The sequence below is a fragment of the Pseudomonas sp. 313 genome, from assembly GCF_000316965.1.
GTDB lineage: Bacteria > Pseudomonadota > Gammaproteobacteria > Pseudomonadales > Pseudomonadaceae > Chryseomonas > Chryseomonas benzopyrenica.
The window spans coordinates 15,733-31,158 of sequence record NZ_ANBZ01000065.1 but is presented as its reverse complement, the minus strand read 5'-3'; the positions used below and the strand labels follow the sequence as shown (position 1 = coordinate 31,158).

Below are 15,426 nucleotides of genomic sequence, written 5' to 3'. Positions count from 1 at the left end.
GAAGTCCCATGGGCAACCCGGATGCCACGATGTTGGGCTTCGCTGCGCTCAGCGCCAACCTACTGCGCCGTAGGTTGGGTTGAGACGGCTCCATCGTCGAAGCCCAACAGATAGACCTAAGCACCACGATGTTGGGCTTCGCTGCGCTCAGCGCCAACCTACCGCACCGTAGGTTGGGCTGAGACGGCTCCATCGTCGAAGCCCAACAAGCAGGCCCTAGCCCAACAGCCCTACTCAACCGAACGCGGCGATCTGCCGATAGAGCGACAGCGCCGGCGCGGCGGTCGTGCCGGTCATCTGGGTGAGGATACTGCCATCCAGCGCGGTGTTTGCCCCTGCGCCCTGTTCGTCCACCGGCAGCACCGTCCACTGGGGTGCACCATCGGCACCGGTGCTGACGTTGAAGGTCGGCGCCGACAACTGGGCGGTTTCCTGGGCGGCAGCGGTCGCCACGCCGCCAGGACTCAGGCCGTCGATGAGCTGGCTGCTCAACTGATTGGGTTGCCAATCCGGCATACCGGGATTCAGCGTACCGAGGATACTGGCGTCTTCCGTGGCGGCGGGAGCCCAGTTCCAGGACGCGGCACCCTGATCCTGCGGGGAGAGCCCGGAGAAGGCCACGTTGGCCGCATCGGTGCCACGCTGCGCGCCTTCGAAATAGGCGAGCTGACGTTCAGCCGAAGTGAAGGTGCCCGAATCGTCGCTGGCGATACGCGTCAGGCTGTCGCTGTCCAGGTTGGCGAAAGGATCCTGGGTGGAGGCGTCGGCATAGCGACTGTCGTCATGGTAATAGCTCACCAACAGGTGATTGGCCGCCTGCTTCGCCAACTGGATACGGTCGGGACTGGCCCCCTCGGGCAGCTCGCCGAGCACGGCGGCGTCGGTACCCTGGCTGCGGATCTGTTGCTGGAGGATCTGCATGAAGCTGTCGAGATCGCTGTTACCGTTCGACTGGCCCGGCAACAGCCTGGCAATGAGCTGGGCGGCGGGCGACAGGTCCACCGCGACATCGGTGCCGGCTTGGGTTCCCCCCGCGCTGGCGGAATCGGCGGCGGGTGCGCCCTGATTGCCGGTAGCGCTCGTATTGGCAGGCTGAGTCCCTGCCATTGCCGTCGAAGTCTGGCTGTCGATCGCCCTCATGGTCGTGCCCTCCGGCCGCCCAGGCGGCCTGCCTCAGCGTCTTTATGCCACACCCGTCTTAGGTTTTACTTAAGGTCGGAACAATGACCAGAGCTAGGCGGGAAGGCTGCAGGCGACCGCCCCTAGGCCCGGCGCTCCCAGACCTCGCAGGCATAGGCCGGACGGTCGTCCTCGGCCGCGTGTTCCTGGCGCGAGACAAGCTGCCAGTCGCTCTCCTGCCATGGGGGAAAGAAGACATCGCCTTGCGGCGCCAGGGCAACTCGGGTCAGGTAGAGGCGCTGCGCCTGGGGCAGGGCGTCGGCGAACAGCTGGGCGCCGCCGATCAGCATGATCTCGGCTGCCTGGTGCTCAAGGGCCCAGGCCTCGGCGCGCTCGACCGCAGCGGCCAGCGACGTCCGCACCTCGGCACCTTCGGCCACCAGATCAGTCTGACGGGAGACCACCAGATTCAGCCGACCCGGCAACGGGCGGCCCAGGGAATCCCAGGTCTTGCGACCCATGACCAGCGGCTTGCCGAGGGTCACGGCCTTGAAATACTTGAGCTCCGCCGGCAGGTGCCAGGGGAGACGATTGTCGATGCCGATGACGCCGTTGTCGGCCACGGCGACGATCAGGCTCAGGGGAAGAGAGGTTTTCATGGTGACAGAGCATAACAGAGGCGTTAACAGCCGGGGCGCCAGGGACTATCCTCGGCGTTTTTGCCGCAAGGGCACCGACGCGTGACCGCAACCCCCTCCCCCGCCTTCGAAGACCTCTGGCTGACCGAAGCCCTGCGCCTGACCGAGGAAGACAGCGGCCCGCTGGACGACGCCGAAGCCAATCGCCAGGCGCGGGCGGCCGGCGGCGCCTTCGAGACACGCCTGGTGACCCGTGCCCGGCTGCTCGGCCAGCGCGATGGCCTGCTGGCCGCGCGGCGTCGCTGGCGCCAGGGTGCGGTGCTGGCCGCCTGGCTGCTGGGCATCGTGGCGCTGTTCTGCGGCGCTGGCCTCGCCGCTGGCGCCCTGGGTGACGGCAGTCGTCCGGTCAATGTGTTCTGGGCGCTGGGCAGTCTGCTCGGCCTCAATCTGCTCAGCCTGCTGGTCTGGGCCCTTGGCCTGCTGGGCGGTGGACGGCAACTGGCCTCACCGCTGGCGCGACTCTGGTTGTGGCTCTCCGGCCGCCTGGCGCGGGATGCCCGAGCCCTGCACCTGGGGCCGGCACTGGTCGGGCTGCTGGGTCGCGCGCGGCTGCTGCCCTGGGCCCTGGGCGGCCTGGTGCACGGCCTCTGGCTGCTGATCCTCGGCAGTGCCCTGGCAACCCTGCTGGCACTGCTCTCCGGACGCAGCTATCTGTTCGTCTGGGAGACCACCCTGCTCGGCAGCGACACCTTCGTGCTGCTGACCCAGGTGCTGGGCGCCCTGCCCCAGCTGCTGGGCTTTCCCCTGCCCGACCCGGCCAGCATCGCCGCCAGCGGCGATGCCGCCAGCCCCCTGGCCACAGCGCGCCAGGCCTGGGCCGGCTGGCTGCTGGGCGTGGTGCTGGTCTATGGCCTGCTGCCACGGCTGCTGCTGACCCTGCTCTGCCTGTGGCGCTGGCGGCGCGGGCGCGGGCGCCTGCGGCTGGACGTGGAACGCCCCGGCTATCTGCACCTGCGCGAACGCCTGCTGCCGACCAGCGAACGCCTGGGCGTGAATGACGCCGCTCCCGCCCACCTGCCCCAGCAGGACGCCGGTGGCCTCGCCCGCACCGGCGACGAGGCGCTGCTGGTGGGTCTCGAACTCACCGACCACACCTGGCCGCCGCCACTGCCCGAGGGCGTGCGTGACGCCGGCGTGCTCGACGACGGCCAGGGCCGCCGTCATCTGCTCGAACAGCTGACCCGCTATCCGGCGCGCCGCCTGCTGATCGCCTGCGATCCCCGCCGCTCGCCGGATCGCGGTACCCTGACGCTGTTGGCGGAATTGTCGCGCTGCGCCACGGCGACCCGCGTCTGGCTATTGCCCGCGCCCCTGGGTGGCAAGCTCGATCCGGTCCGCCTGGACGACTGGCGCCAGGCACTGGACGCCCTGCGTCTGGCACACTGCGAGGGCGATCTCGAAGAACTGGCCTGGCTGGAGACGAATCCATGAGCGGCCCCCTGCGCCTGGCGCTGGTCGGCCATACCAATGTCGGCAAGACCTCGCTACTGCGCACCCTGACCCGCGACGTCGACTTCGGCGAGGTCTCCCATCGCCCCAGCACCACCCGTCATGTCGAGGGCGCACGCCTGTCGGTGGATGGCGAGGCCCTGCTGGAGCTCTACGACACGCCCGGCCTGGAAGACGCCATCGCCCTGCGCGACTACCTGGAGCAGCTGGAAAGACCCGGCGAACGCCTGGACGCCGCCACCCTGCTCGATCGCTTTCTCGACAGCGTGGAAGCCCGCCAGAGATTCGAGCAGGAGGCCAAGGTGATCCGCCAGCTGCGCGCCTCCGATGCCGGGCTCTATGTGATCGACGCCCGCGAGCCGGTGCTGGCCAAGTACCGCGACGAACTGGCGGTGCTGGCTGGTTGCGGGCGGCCGCTGGTGCCGGTGCTCAACTTCGTCGCCGCCGACGGTCACCGCGCCGACGACTGGCGCGCCACCCTGGCCCGTCTCGGCCTGCACGCCCTGGTGCGCTTCGACAGCGTCGCCCCGCCGGCGGATGGCGAGGCGCGTCTCTATGAAAGCCTGGCGACCCTGCTGGAAAGCGGCCGCCCGGCGCTGCAACGGCTGATCGCCGACCATGCCGAACAGGCCCGCCGGCGCCATCAGCAAGGCGTGCGGCTGATCGCTGAATTGCTGGTGGACGCCGCCGCTGCCCGGCGCAGCGTGGCGCCCGGCGAAGCCGAGGTGAGCAACGCGACCGCCGACTTGCGCGACGCCCTGCGCACCCGTGAACAACGCTGCGTGGAAGAACTCCTGCGGCTGTTCGGCTTTCGCCCGGGCGACGCCCATGCCAGCGACCTGCCACTGCTGGACGGCCGCTGGGGCGATGACCTGTTCAATCCGGAAACCCTGCGCCTGCTGGGCATTCGGCTGGGCGGCGGGGTGGCGGCCGGTGCCGCGGCGGGGGTCGGTCTCGACCTGCTCGCCGGTGGCCTGACCCTGGGCGCCGCCACGGTACTGGGCGCCCTGGCCGGCGGCCTGGCACAGACCGGCGGCCACTATGGCCGACGACTGTTCGGCAAGTTGCGCGGCGGGCGGGAGCTGTCCATCGACGATGCCGTGCTGCGCCTGCTGGCGCTACGGCAGCGTCAGCTATTGGCGGCGCTGGAAATTCGCGGCCACGCCGCCCAGGGCGCCGTCGAAGTGGCCGCGCCTGACGAGCAGCGCTGGCGCGAAGGCAAGCTGCCCGCCGCCGTGCAGGTGGCCCGGGCCCACCCGGAATGGTCGGCGCTCAATCCGCGTGCGCGCCTGCAAGCCGACGACCGCCAGACCCGTATCGACGAGATCGCCGCGGCCCTGGACGCGGACGCCTAGCCGCGCTCCACCTCGGCGAGAAAGTCCGCCACCAGGGCCATGCAGGCCTCGCGCTCTTCCACGTGAGGCATGTGGCTGGAGTCCTCGAAGATGCGCCAGCGCACGTTCGGGATGAACTGGGCGAAGGGCTCCACGCAGGCCGGTGTGGCTTCGTCATGGCGCCCGGAAATCAGCAGCGTCGGCATCTGGATCCGCGCCAGCCGCTCGATCACGCTCCAGTCCCTGAGACTGCCGATGACATGGAATTCGGTGGGGCCGTTCATGGCGTGATAGACGGTGGGATCGGCGTCGATGGCGGCGAAGGTCCGCGCCACCTCGGCCGGCAGCGGCTGCACCCGGCAGACATGGCGGTCATAGAAGACCTGGCTGGCGGCGCGGTACTCCGGCGAGTCGGTCGTGCCGGCGGCCTCGTGTCGCGCCAGGGTGGCCTGCACCTCGAGCGGCAATTCGGCCCGCAGCCCAGCCGCCGCCTCGCGCCAGAGCGCCATGGACGCAGGCGAATTGGCGATGATCAGCCCCCGCAGCCCTGCCGGCTGACGCACCCCGTGCTCGGCAGCCAGCATCCCGCCCCAGGATTGGCCGAGCAGCGCGTACTGGCCGATACCCAGATGGCGCAGGAGGTTGTTCAGCTCGTCGAGAAACAACGCTACCGTCCAGAACCCCGGATCGATGCCGCGCAGGTGGGTGGAACGGCCATTGCCCAGCTGGTCGTAATGCACCACCGGCCAGCCGTGCTCGGCCAGGTCCTTGAAGCTGTCGACATAGTCATGGGTGCAACCGGGACCGCCATGGGCCACCACCAGCGGCAACCGTCCACTGGCCAGGTCGCCGGTGACCCGGTACCAAGTCTGATGGCCTTGGAAATCGGCGTAGCCTTCTCGAACCTGCATGGGTGCCTTCCTCGTCTGGATGGGAACGGGGTCAGGCTAGCGGGTAGGTGGGCGGGGGATAACTGGGAAAAGTTGTAGGTTTGGGGAGTTTGGCTGATTCGCGGAACCAGTGGATTCCCTGTGCTGATGGTCCCTGTACTCCGGATGCCTCCTCCACGCTAGACCGCCCCCTCTCCCGCTTGCGGGGGAGGGCTGGGGTGGGGGGCTCTCGCCAAGCTGATTCTCGGTGTATTAGGAAGCTTCTTATTCCGCCCCCGCCGGGCGGGTCACTTTTGCCAGACGCGGCAAAAGTGACCAAAAACGCTTGCCCTGGTCATCCGGCCCGGCGCTGCGCGCCGCGTTCCCTCGCTGCGCCGTCCTTCCGGCGGGCCGTCGTCGAAGGGCCGTCCTGGCCCTCGACGCCTTTCGCGGCATCCTTGCCGCTCACCCACCTACAGAACGGCTGTGCTCGGCCTACTGAACAGGGCGCTGGGTGCCGGCTGAAGGTCCCTTTGAAAACTGGTCAGCTCTTCGCGTTTTTCGGTATGGCATTAAGCAATAGTGCCAAAAAGCCGTACTACGACGGGCCAACACAGACCGAATAACTCCGAAGTATCAGCCGGCACCCCAGTGCCCCGTCTGGCCGGCCGAACGGCAGTGTCGCGGAATCGGGTGAGCGGCATGGATGCCGCGAAAGGGGCCAAGGGCCAGGACGGCCCTTCGGCCCCGGCCCGCTGGAGCGGCGCTGACGTGAGGACATCCTGCGCAAGGCGCAGGACCGGCCAGTCGGGGCAAGCGTTTTTGGTACTTTTTTGGCGACTGCAAAAAGTAACCCGCCCGGCGGGGGCGGAACAAAAGCTTACCGAGTACACCGTAAATCAGCTGAGCGATCCGAGCAGATATAAGCGTACTCCCCCACCCCAACCCTCCCCTGCAAGCAGGAGAGGGGGTAATCCGGTGTGCGGGATAAGTTTCCTACGCAAGTACAAGCTCCTGCGTAGGGTGGATGACGGCGCAGCCTCATCCACCGACACATGGAAGGGTCAGTGCGACTTGAGCCCCGCCGCCGTCAGCACCAATCTCAGCACCCAGGCCACCACGCCCAGCGCCACCAGGCTGCAGGCCCAGATGCCGGCCATCCAGGCCAGCCGCTGCCAGAGCGGCTTGTTGTCCGCGGGGTTGGGTTCGCGCGAGCGGCCGACCATCAGTGATAGCCCTCCCCCGCGCGTACCTTGCCGCGGAACACGTAGTAGCCCCAGAAGGTGTACATCAGGGTGATGGGGATGATGAACAGGGTGCCGATGAGCAGGAACAGCTGGCTCTGCGGCGGCGACGAGGCCTCCCAGATGGAAACGCCCGGCGGGATGATGTTCGGCCAGAGGCTGATACCCAGGCCACTGTAGCCAAGGAAGATCAACGCCAGGGTCAGCAGGAAGGGCGCATGGTGCGAGTCTTCGCGCAGGATGGCGCGCAGCAGGGCCAGGGTCACCACGCCCACCAGGATCGGTACCGGCAGGAACCAGACCAGATTGGGCATGCTGAACCAGCGGGCGGAGATGGCCGCCTGGCTCAGCGGGGTCCAGATACTCACCACCGCGGTGAAGGCCAGCAGCAGGAACAGCAACGGCTTGGTCAGGCGGCGCATGGTCGCCTGCAGCGGGCCCTCGGTCTTCATGATCAGCCAGGTGCTGCCCAGCAGCGCATAGGCGGCGATGACGCCCAGGCCGCAGAACATCGAGAAGGGCGTCAGCCAGTCCAGCGGCCCGCCGACGTACTGGCGATTCTCCACCGGGAAGCCTTCGATGAAGGCGCCCAGGGCCACGCCCTGGCAGAAACTGGCCAGCAGCGAGCCGAAGATGAAGGACTTGTCCCACAGGGCTTCCTTGCCTTCCTGGACCTTGAAGCGGAATTCGAAGGCCACGCCGCGGAAGATCAGGCCGATCAGCATGAAGATCAGCGGCAGGTACAGGGCCGGCAGGATCACCGAGTAGGCCAGCGGGAAGGCGCCATAGAGCCCCGCCCCGCCGAGCACCAGCCAGGTCTCGTTGCCATCCCAGATGGGCGCCACGGTGTTCATCATGACGTCGCGATCTTCCTTGCCCTTGACGAAGGGGAAGAGGATGCCGATGCCCAGGTCGAAGCCGTCCATGACCACGTACATCATGAGACCGAAGATGATGATGATCGCCCAGATCAGCGGGAGGTCGATGCCAGGGATGCCGTTCATGTGCGGTCTCCGGTCAGCTGGTCATTGGGATTGTCTTCTTCCAGGCCGCCATCGGCGCCGGACAGCGGACGCTTGGGATGACGATCGGTGCCCGGGCCGCCGGAGGTGGGCAGGTCGCCTTCACCGGTGTGCGGACCCTTGCCGATCATGCGCAGCGCATAGAGGGTGCCGATGCCGAACACGGCGAAGTAAACCACCACGAAGGCCACCAGAGTGATGCTCAACTGGGTGACGCTGTGGTTGGATACCCCGTCCTTGGTACGCAACAGGCCGTAGACGATCCACGGCTGGCGGCCCACCTCGGTGGTGAACCAGCCGGCCAGCAGGGCGATGAGGCCGACCGGGCCCATGCAGGTGACCAGGCGCAGGAAGCCGCGGGTCTCGTACAGCTTGCCGCGCCAGCGCAGCCAGGCGCTCCACAGACCGGCAGCGATCATCAGCATGCCCAGGGCGACCATGATGCGGAACGACCAGAACACCACATAGGCCGGCGGCCGGTCTTCCTTGGGGAAGTCCTTGAGCGCCGGGATCGGCTCGGTGAGGCTGTGCTTGAGGATCAGGCTGCCGAGCACCGGGATCTCCAGCTTGAAGCGGGTTTCCTCGCGCTCCATGTCCGGCCAGCCGAACAGGATCAGCGGAGTCGCTTCGCCCGGAGGATTCTCCCAGTGGCCCTCCATCGCGGCGATCTTGGCCGGCTGGTGCTCCAGGGTGTTGAGGCCATGGGCGTCGCCAACGAACGCCTGGATGGGCGCTACCAGCAGCGCCATCCACATGGCCATGGAGAACATCTTGCGCACCGCCGGGTTGTCGTTGCCGCGCAGCAGGTGCCAAGCCGCCGAGGCGCCGACCAGGAAGGCCACCGACAGGTAGGCGGCGATGGTCATGTGCGCCCAGCGGAAGGGGAACGACGGGTTGAAGATCACCGCCAGCCAGTCCACCGGGACGATGCGACCATCGACGATCTCGTAGCCACTCGGGGTGTGCATCCAGCTGTTGGACGACAGGATCCAGAAGGTTGACATCAGGGTGCCGATGGCGACCATGACCGTCGAGAAGAAGTGCAGGCCGCGGCCCACGCGATTCCAGCCGAACAGCATGACGCCGAGGAAGCCGGCTTCGATGAAGAAGGCGGTGAGCACCTCGTAGGTCAGCAGCGGACCGGTCACGGCGCCGGCATAGTCGGCGAAACCGCTCCAGTTGGTGCCGAACTCATAGGCCATCACCAGACCGGACACCACGCCCATGCCGAAGAAGATCGCGAAGATCTTTAGCCAGAAGTGATACAGATCCTTGTAGACGTGGTTGTCGGTCTTCAGCCAGAGCCCTTCGAGCACGGCGAGAAAGCTCGCGGTACCGATGGACAGCGCCGGGAAGACGATGTGGAAGGACACGGTGAAGGCGAACTGGATCCGGGCGAGATCCAGGGCTTCGAGGCCGAACATAGCTATTCCTCTCAGGCACGCCGGCTGTCGAGGGCAGCCGGTCGAGATGACGCTGACCGAGGTTCGAACCTCCGGCGTCGCCTGGGGTTCTAGCGGGACGCTAAAAAGGCGGCGCCGCTGCTAGCCCAAAGGACCAGGTCGGAAGCTGACGTGGATCAACGTCAGGCTTTAGAATAGTCCTCCTGGATACATTTGCTTACGTGGTTCGATGTCGCATCGGGCAGGCTGTCGCACCCCAAGGACGGTGTTTCGGCAGTCACCTACTCCATTGGACGGCGCTTTTTGCTTCTGGACGTCGTGGCCACGCCTCGCCATACCTCTGCCATGCCGCGTCGTCGCGCCTGGCCCCATGGACGCGCCGAACCGCAAGAATCACTCGCCACCCCTCAAGTGAACTGCTGAACCACCACGGCAAGTTGTCTGACGATTAGCCTTGAGGTGGCCTAAGATGCCGCCTCTGTCCCTGCGAGCCCCCCTCATGTCCGGCGATACCCTGCAGCTGCGTCACCACCGCCCCTTCGTCGCCTTCTGGTTCGCCCGCATCTGCACCGCCGGCAGTTTCCAGATGCTCACCGTCGCCATCGGCTGGCACCTCTATTCCCTCACCGGCAACGTGCTCGATCTCGGCCTGGTGGGGCTGGTGGAATTCCTGCCACGGGTGCTGTTCATGCTGCACACCGGGCATGTCGCCGATCGCTACGACCGCCGCCGGGTCGCCGCCCTCTGCCAGACCGGCCAGGGCCTGATCGCCCTGGTGCTGCTGGTGGGCAGCCTCAATCACGCGGTGACTCGCGAACTGATCTTCATCCTGGCCTTCTGCCTGGGCACCGCGCGCGCCTTCGAGCAGCCCACCACCCAGGCGCTGCTGCCCAACATCGTGCCACCTTCGATCTTTCCGCGCGCCATCGCCGCCGCGGCCTCGGCCATGCAGGGCGCCACCATCATCGCCCCCGCCCTGGGCGGCCTGCTCTATGCCCTGGGCGCCGCCTGGGTCTATGGCCCGGCGCTGGTGCTCTATGGCATCGCCATCCTGCTGGTCTCCAGCCTGCCGGCGCGGCAGACGCCCAGCCAGAAGGAAAAGCCGACCCTGGACAACCTGCTGGCCGGCATCCGCTTCATCAAGAGTCGCCCGGACGTGCTCGGCGCCATCTCCCTGGATCTCTTCGCCGTGCTCCTGGGCGGTGCCACCGCCCTGCTCCCGGTGTTCGCCGCCGACATCCTGCTCACCGGTCCCTGGGGCCTGGGCCTGTTGCGCTCGGCGCCGGCCGTGGGCGCCCTGGGCATGTCCTTTCTGCTCGCCTACGTCAGCCTCAATCGCCACGTGGGCCGCATCATGTTCGGTTCGGTCGCGTTGTTCGGCGTCGCCACCATCGCCTTCGGGCTGTCCACCTCGCTGTGGTTCTCACTGGCCACCCTGGTGGTGCTGGGCGCCGCCGACATGGTCAGCGTGGTGATCCGCAGTTCCTTCGTCCAGCTGGAAACCCCCGATGCCATGCGCGGTCGGGTCAGTGCGGTCAACGGCCTGTTCATCGGTGCCTCCAACCAGCTCGGCGAATTCGAATCGGGGGTCACCGCGCACTTCTTCGGCACGGTGCCCGCGGTGGTGCTGGGTGGCGTCGGCACTCTGGTGATCACCGGGGTCTGGATGAAGCTGTTCCCGGGCCTGGCCAGGCGCGACCGGCTGACGGAGCCGCGCCAGGACGGCTGAATCCAGCCCTGTCACCCGAATTGCCACTCATACCCAGGGGATGACCGCTCGCTCCGGAATAACCTTATCGCGCAAACCTTTGTCGCAAAATGTGATCCATGTCACATCCTTTCAAGCGTTGAGGTCTGCATGCGTACCCCTCTTTCCATGGCCGCCCGCCTGGGCCTGGGCTTCGGCCTGATCCTGGTGCTGATGCTGCTGATCACCCTCGTCGGCGTCCAGCGCGTCGGCGTCATCGACGACACCCTGACCGCTGTCAGCCAGGGCGCCAGCGTCAAGCAGCGCTATGCCATCAACTTCCGCGGCAGCGTGCACGACCGCGCCATCGCCATTCGCGATACGGTGCTGATCCACGACGCCGCGCCCCTGGCCAGTCGCCTGGCCGACATCGACCGGCTCAAGGCCTTCTATCGCCAGTCCGCCGAGCCCATGGATCAGCTGTTCGTCAGCCAGGGCGCCACCGCCAAGGAACAGCGCCTGCTGGCGGCCATCAAGGACATCGAAGGCACCGCCCTGCCCCTGACCGACCGCCTGCTGCAACTGCGCCAGGTCGGTGATCTGGAAGGCGCCCGGGTGTTCCTGCTGGAGCGCGTCTCGCCGGCCTATGTCGAGTGGCTCAAGCGCATCAATGCGCTCATCGATCACGAGGAGGCCATCGCCAGCGGCCATCTGGCCGAGGTCCGCGGCATCGCCGGTGGCTTCCGCTGGCTGATGCTGGTGACCTGTGCCCTCGCCCTGCTGCTGAGCGTGGCCGTTTCCGTGCTGATCATCCGTCAGATGGGCGCGACCCTGGGCGGCGAACCCCACGCCGTGGCCGCCGCCATCCGCCGGCTGGCCGAGGGCCGGCTGGACGAGCGCCCTGCCACCCGTCACCCGGACAGCGTCATGGGCACCCTGGGCAGCGCCACCGCACACCTGGGCGAGACCATCGTCCAGGTGCGCCATACCGCTAGCTCGGTCGCCACGGCGGCGGCCCAGCTGCAAGGCACCGCCCAGACCAACCAACGCCACACCGATGTGCAGTCCAACCAGGCCCAGCACATGGCCGCGGCGGTCACCGAGCTGGCCGCCACCATCGGCGAGGTCGCCGGCTACGCAGCCCAGGCCGCCCAGGCCACCGGCAATGCCAGCGCCCAGGTGGACACTGGCAATCAGTTGGTGACCCGTTCCGGCCAGGCCATCGGCCAGCTGGTGCAGGCGCTGGAGCAGGCCAGCGTCACCGTGCAACAGGTATCCAGCGACAGCGCCAGCATCGAGAACATCGTCGCCGTCATCAACGGCATCGCCGAGCAGACCAATCTGCTGGCGCTGAATGCCGCCATCGAGGCCGCTCGCGCCGGTGAGCAGGGTCGCGGCTTCGCCGTGGTCGCCGACGAGGTGCGCAACCTGGCCACCCGCACCCAGGAATCGACCCGCGAGATCCGCGCCATGATCGCCACCCTGCAGGAAGGCGCCGGGCGCGCTTCGGCGCAAATGGAAGAGAGCCGCGGCCAGGCCCACGAGACCGCCGCGCTGACCCAGCGCGCCGTCGCGGCGCTGGCGGCCATCCAGGCGGACGTCGGCTCGGTGAACGCCATGAATGCGCAGATCGCTACCGCCGCGGCCCAGCAGACCGCCGTGGCCGAGGAGGTCAACGAGAACATCAACCGCATCCATGCCGCCACCCTGGAAACCGCCAGCGGTTCGCAGCAGATCGCCGGCGCCAGTCGCCAGCTGGCGGAACTGGCCGAGGATCTGGAGCGGCGCATGAGCCTGTTCCGCACGGCCTCGGCCTGAACATCCGGCAACGCCTGCGGGCTGAACCTAGACGCGCGCGTGACGGTCAGCAGTCAGACACCTTTTCCCGTGCAGGAGTCTGGACATGCAGCTTTCCCTCAACGGCCAGGTCGCCCTGGTCACCGGCGGCAGCTCCGGGATCGGCGCCGCCGTCGCCGAGGCCCTGGCCAAGGCCGGTGCCGCCGTCGCCATCAACTACCATTCCAGCGCCGAACCGGCCGAGGAATTGGCCAAGCGCATCCAGGACGCCGGTGGTCGCGCCATCGCCGTGGGCGGTGACGTCGGCGACGAGGCCGAGGTCCAGGCGCTGTTCGACCGCACCCTGGAAGCCTTCGGCCGCCTGGACATCCTGGTCGCCAATTCCGGCCTGCAAAAGGACGCACCGGTCGCCGACCTGTCGCTCGAGGACTGGAACACGGTGATCAACACCAACCTCACCGGCCAGTTCCTCTGCGCCCGGGCGGCGATCCGCCAGTTCCGCCAGCAGGGCCGCGACGAAAACATCTCCCGCGCCCTCGGCAAGATCATCCACATGAGTTCGGTGCACGAGGTCATTCCCTGGGCCGGGCACGTCAACTACGCCGCCTCCAAGGGCGGGGTCAACCTGCTGATGCGCAGCCTGGCCCAGGAAGTCGCCGCCGAGGGCATCCGCGTCAACAGCATTGCCCCGGGCGCCATCGCCACCGCCATCAACGAAGAGGTGACCGGTGACGAGGCCAAGGCACGCGAACTGCTCAAGCTGATCCCCTACAAGCGCGTCGGCCATGTCGACGACGTGGGCAACGTGGCGGTCTTTCTCGCCAGCGACCTGGCCGACTACATCGTCGGCACCACCCTGTTCGTCGACGGCGGCATGTGCCTCTATCCGGGATTCGAAGACAATGGCTGATTCCTCCTCCGTGCACGCCCGCCGCAGTATCGGCGCCCACGGTGTCATCGGCGACCTGCGCACCTGCGCCCTGGTCGCCACCGACGGCACCATCGACCACTTCTGCTGGCCGAATCTGGACAGCCCCTCGGTATTCGCCGCCCTGCTCGATTCGGAAAAGGCCGGCTACTTCAGCCTGGCCCCGGTCTGGGAAGACGCCCGCGAGCAGCAGCTCTACCTACCCGATACCAACATCCTGCAGACCCGCTGGCTGTCGGCGGACGGCGTCGCCGAGGTCACCGACCTGATGCCGGTGTGCAGCAGCGACGACACCAAGCCGCGTATCGTCCGCCGCGTGCAGGTGGTGGCCGGACGCTGCCGCTTCCGCCTGGTCTGCGCCCCGGCCCACGACTATGCCCGCGCCGAGACCCGCGCGCGCCTGGTGGAGGGTGGCGCGCTGTTCGAGGCCAAGGGCCAGCCGACCCTGCGCCTGGCCTCGAGCGTCACCCTGCAGGTGGACGGCAACGCCGCCCTGGCCGAATTCGAACTGGAGCAGGGGCAGCAGCTGGATTTCGTCTTTGGCTGCGAGGAAGACGACAAGGTCGTCGCCGGCCAGAGCGATCTCTGCTTCGAGGATACCCTCTCCTACTGGACCTCCTGGGCGGCCAAGAGTCACTACCAGGGCCGCTGGCGCGAGATGGTCACCCGCTCGGCCCTGGCGCTGAAGCTGCTGACCTCCTGCAAGCACGGTTCCATCGCCGCGGCCGCCACCTTCAGCCTGCCCGAAGCCCTGGGCGGTGAACGCAACTGGGACTATCGCGCCTCCTGGATCCGCGACGCCTCCTTTACCGTCTACGCCTTCATGCGCCTGGGCTACACCCAGGAAGCCAAGGATTTCACCCACTGGGTCGGCCAGTGCGTGGAAAACAGCCACAACGCTCCGGAAAAGCTGCAGATCATGTATCGCCTGGACGGCGGCCTGGACCTGCCCGAGGAAACCCTCGACCACCTGGCGGGCTATGCCAATTCGAGTCCGGTGCGCATCGGCAACGAGGCCTATCAGCAGATTCAGCTGGACATCTATGGCGAGCTGATGGATGCCATCTACCTGTCCAACAAGTATGGCGAAGCCATCTCCCACCATGGCTGGAAGGACGTGGTGCGGATGATCGACCACGTCTGCGAGAACTGGAACCAACCCGATGCCGGTATCTGGGAGATGCGCGGCGATCCCGAGCACTTCCTGCATTCACGGCTGATGTGCTGGGTGGCCATCGACCGCGCCATGCGCCTGTCGGTCAAGCGTTCGCTGCCGATGCCCTATGAACGCTGGTACGCCGCGCGCGCCGCCATCCAGGAAGACATCTGGGACAACTTCTGGAACGCCGAACTGGGGCACTTCACCTCGACCCGCCACGGCAAGAGCCTGGACGCCGCCCTGCTGTTGATGCCCCTGGTGCGCTTCGTCAGCGCCACCGATCCCATGTGGCTGTCCACCCTGGACGCCATCAAGACCAACCTGGCCTATGACGGCATGATCCGTCGCTACAACCCGGCCGATACGCCAGCGGACAACCTCAAGGGCGAAGAAGGCGCTTTCGTAGCCTGCTCCTTCTGGTACGTCGAATGCCTGGCCCGCGCCGGTCGTGTCGACGAAGCCCACCTGGAGTTCGAAAAACTGCTGGGCTATGCCAACCCCCTGGGCCTCTACGCCGAGGAACTGGACAAGCGCGGCTACCCGCTGGGCAACCTGCCCCAGGCCCTGTCACACCTGGCCCTGATCAGCACCGCCTTCTTCCTGGATCGCAAGCTGAGCGGCAAGGATCCGCAATGGCAGCCGTAGGGTGAGTCGATGCGGCCGCCCCTGCGGGTGCAGCCCGATAGCTGATCGCGATCCTGCTGGAGCGGATAAAGC

11 protein-coding genes and 2 pseudogenes are annotated in these 15,426 nt (G+C 67.3%); 7 read left to right on the top strand and 6 right to left on the bottom strand.

The window, feature by feature from the left end; all coding sequences use genetic code 11:
* Window positions 1-234: 234 nt before the first annotated feature.
* Both C722_RS0113160 and C722_RS0113155 read right to left on the bottom strand, forming a co-directional pair.
* The gene (locus C722_RS0113160) at window positions 235-1,107 is read right to left on the bottom strand and encodes a hypothetical protein (protein WP_017640941.1); all 873 of its coding nucleotides are present in this window, start codon (window positions 1,105-1,107) and stop codon (window positions 235-237) included.
* A gap of 155 nt (window positions 1,108-1,262) precedes the next feature.
* Window positions 1,263-1,778: a dihydrofolate reductase gene (locus C722_RS0113155; RefSeq protein ID WP_017640940.1), complete on the bottom strand. Its 516-nt coding sequence runs from the start codon at window positions 1,776-1,778 to the stop codon at window positions 1,263-1,265.
* An 81-nt stretch (window positions 1,779-1,859) separates the two neighbouring features.
* Here C722_RS0113155 and C722_RS0113150 point away from each other — a divergent pair, with 81 nt between their 5' ends.
* Complete coding sequence (locus tag C722_RS0113150; protein ID WP_017640939.1) at window positions 1,860-3,248, top strand: DUF2868 domain-containing protein; 1,389 nt, start codon at window positions 1,860-1,862, stop codon at window positions 3,246-3,248.
* On the top strand, window positions 3,245-4,621 hold the full coding sequence (locus tag C722_RS0113145) for a GTPase/DUF3482 domain-containing protein (protein ID WP_017640938.1): 1,377 nt from the start codon (window positions 3,245-3,247) through the stop codon (window positions 4,619-4,621). Before C722_RS0113150 ends, C722_RS0113145 begins: the two co-directional genes overlap by 4 nt.
* On the opposite strand, the gene C722_RS0113140 is transcribed toward C722_RS0113145, so the two are convergent.
* The 4 genes from C722_RS0113140 to C722_RS0113125 form a co-directional block, all read right to left on the bottom strand.
* Window positions 4,618-5,511 (bottom strand): proline iminopeptidase-family hydrolase, encoded by an 894-nt coding sequence (locus C722_RS0113140; RefSeq protein ID WP_017640937.1) that lies wholly within the window; start codon window positions 5,509-5,511, stop codon window positions 4,618-4,620. The two genes, C722_RS0113145 and C722_RS0113140, sit on opposite strands and share 4 nt — an antisense overlap.
* A gap of 1,022 nt (window positions 5,512-6,533) precedes the next feature.
* A complete protein-coding gene (locus C722_RS25810; RefSeq protein ID WP_017640936.1) occupies window positions 6,534-6,695 on the bottom strand; it encodes a DUF2474 domain-containing protein in 162 nt (53 codons plus the stop codon).
* Entirely contained in the window at window positions 6,695-7,717 is a 1,023-nt protein-coding gene (cydB, locus tag C722_RS0113130) for a cytochrome d ubiquinol oxidase subunit II (protein WP_017640935.1), read from the bottom strand. Before cydB ends, C722_RS25810 begins: the two co-directional genes overlap by 1 nt.
* On the bottom strand, window positions 7,714-9,159 hold the full coding sequence (locus C722_RS0113125) for a cytochrome ubiquinol oxidase subunit I (protein ID WP_017640934.1): 1,446 nt from the start codon (window positions 9,157-9,159) through the stop codon (window positions 7,714-7,716). The genes cydB and C722_RS0113125 overlap by 4 nt, the downstream gene beginning before the upstream one ends.
* Window positions 9,160-9,637: 478 nt before the next feature.
* Here C722_RS0113125 and C722_RS0113120 point away from each other — a divergent pair, with 478 nt between their 5' ends.
* The 5 genes and pseudogenes from C722_RS0113120 (at window position 9,638) to C722_RS0113105 (ending at window position 15,354) form a co-directional block, all read left to right on the top strand.
* On the top strand, window positions 9,638-10,867 hold the full coding sequence (locus C722_RS0113120; protein WP_026083828.1) for an MFS transporter: 1,230 nt from the start codon (window positions 9,638-9,640) through the stop codon (window positions 10,865-10,867).
* Between the two features lie 129 nt (window positions 10,868-10,996).
* Window positions 10,997-11,518, top strand: a pseudogene (locus C722_RS27060) (MCP four helix bundle domain-containing protein); the annotation flags it as partial.
* Between the two features lie 597 nt (window positions 11,519-12,115).
* Window positions 12,116-12,643 (top strand): annotated as a pseudogene (locus C722_RS27055) (methyl-accepting chemotaxis protein); the annotation flags it as partial.
* An 85-nt stretch (window positions 12,644-12,728) separates the two neighbouring features.
* Window positions 12,729-13,532 carry a glucose 1-dehydrogenase gene (locus C722_RS0113110; protein ID WP_017640931.1) on the top strand — a complete coding sequence of 268 codons (804 nt, stop codon included), beginning with the start codon at window positions 12,729-12,731 and terminating at the stop codon, window positions 13,530-13,532.
* Complete coding sequence (locus C722_RS0113105) at window positions 13,525-15,354, top strand: glycoside hydrolase family 15 protein (RefSeq protein ID WP_017640930.1); 1,830 nt, start codon at window positions 13,525-13,527, stop codon at window positions 15,352-15,354. Before C722_RS0113110 ends, C722_RS0113105 begins: the two co-directional genes overlap by 8 nt.
* Window positions 15,355-15,426: the final 72 nt, after the last annotated feature.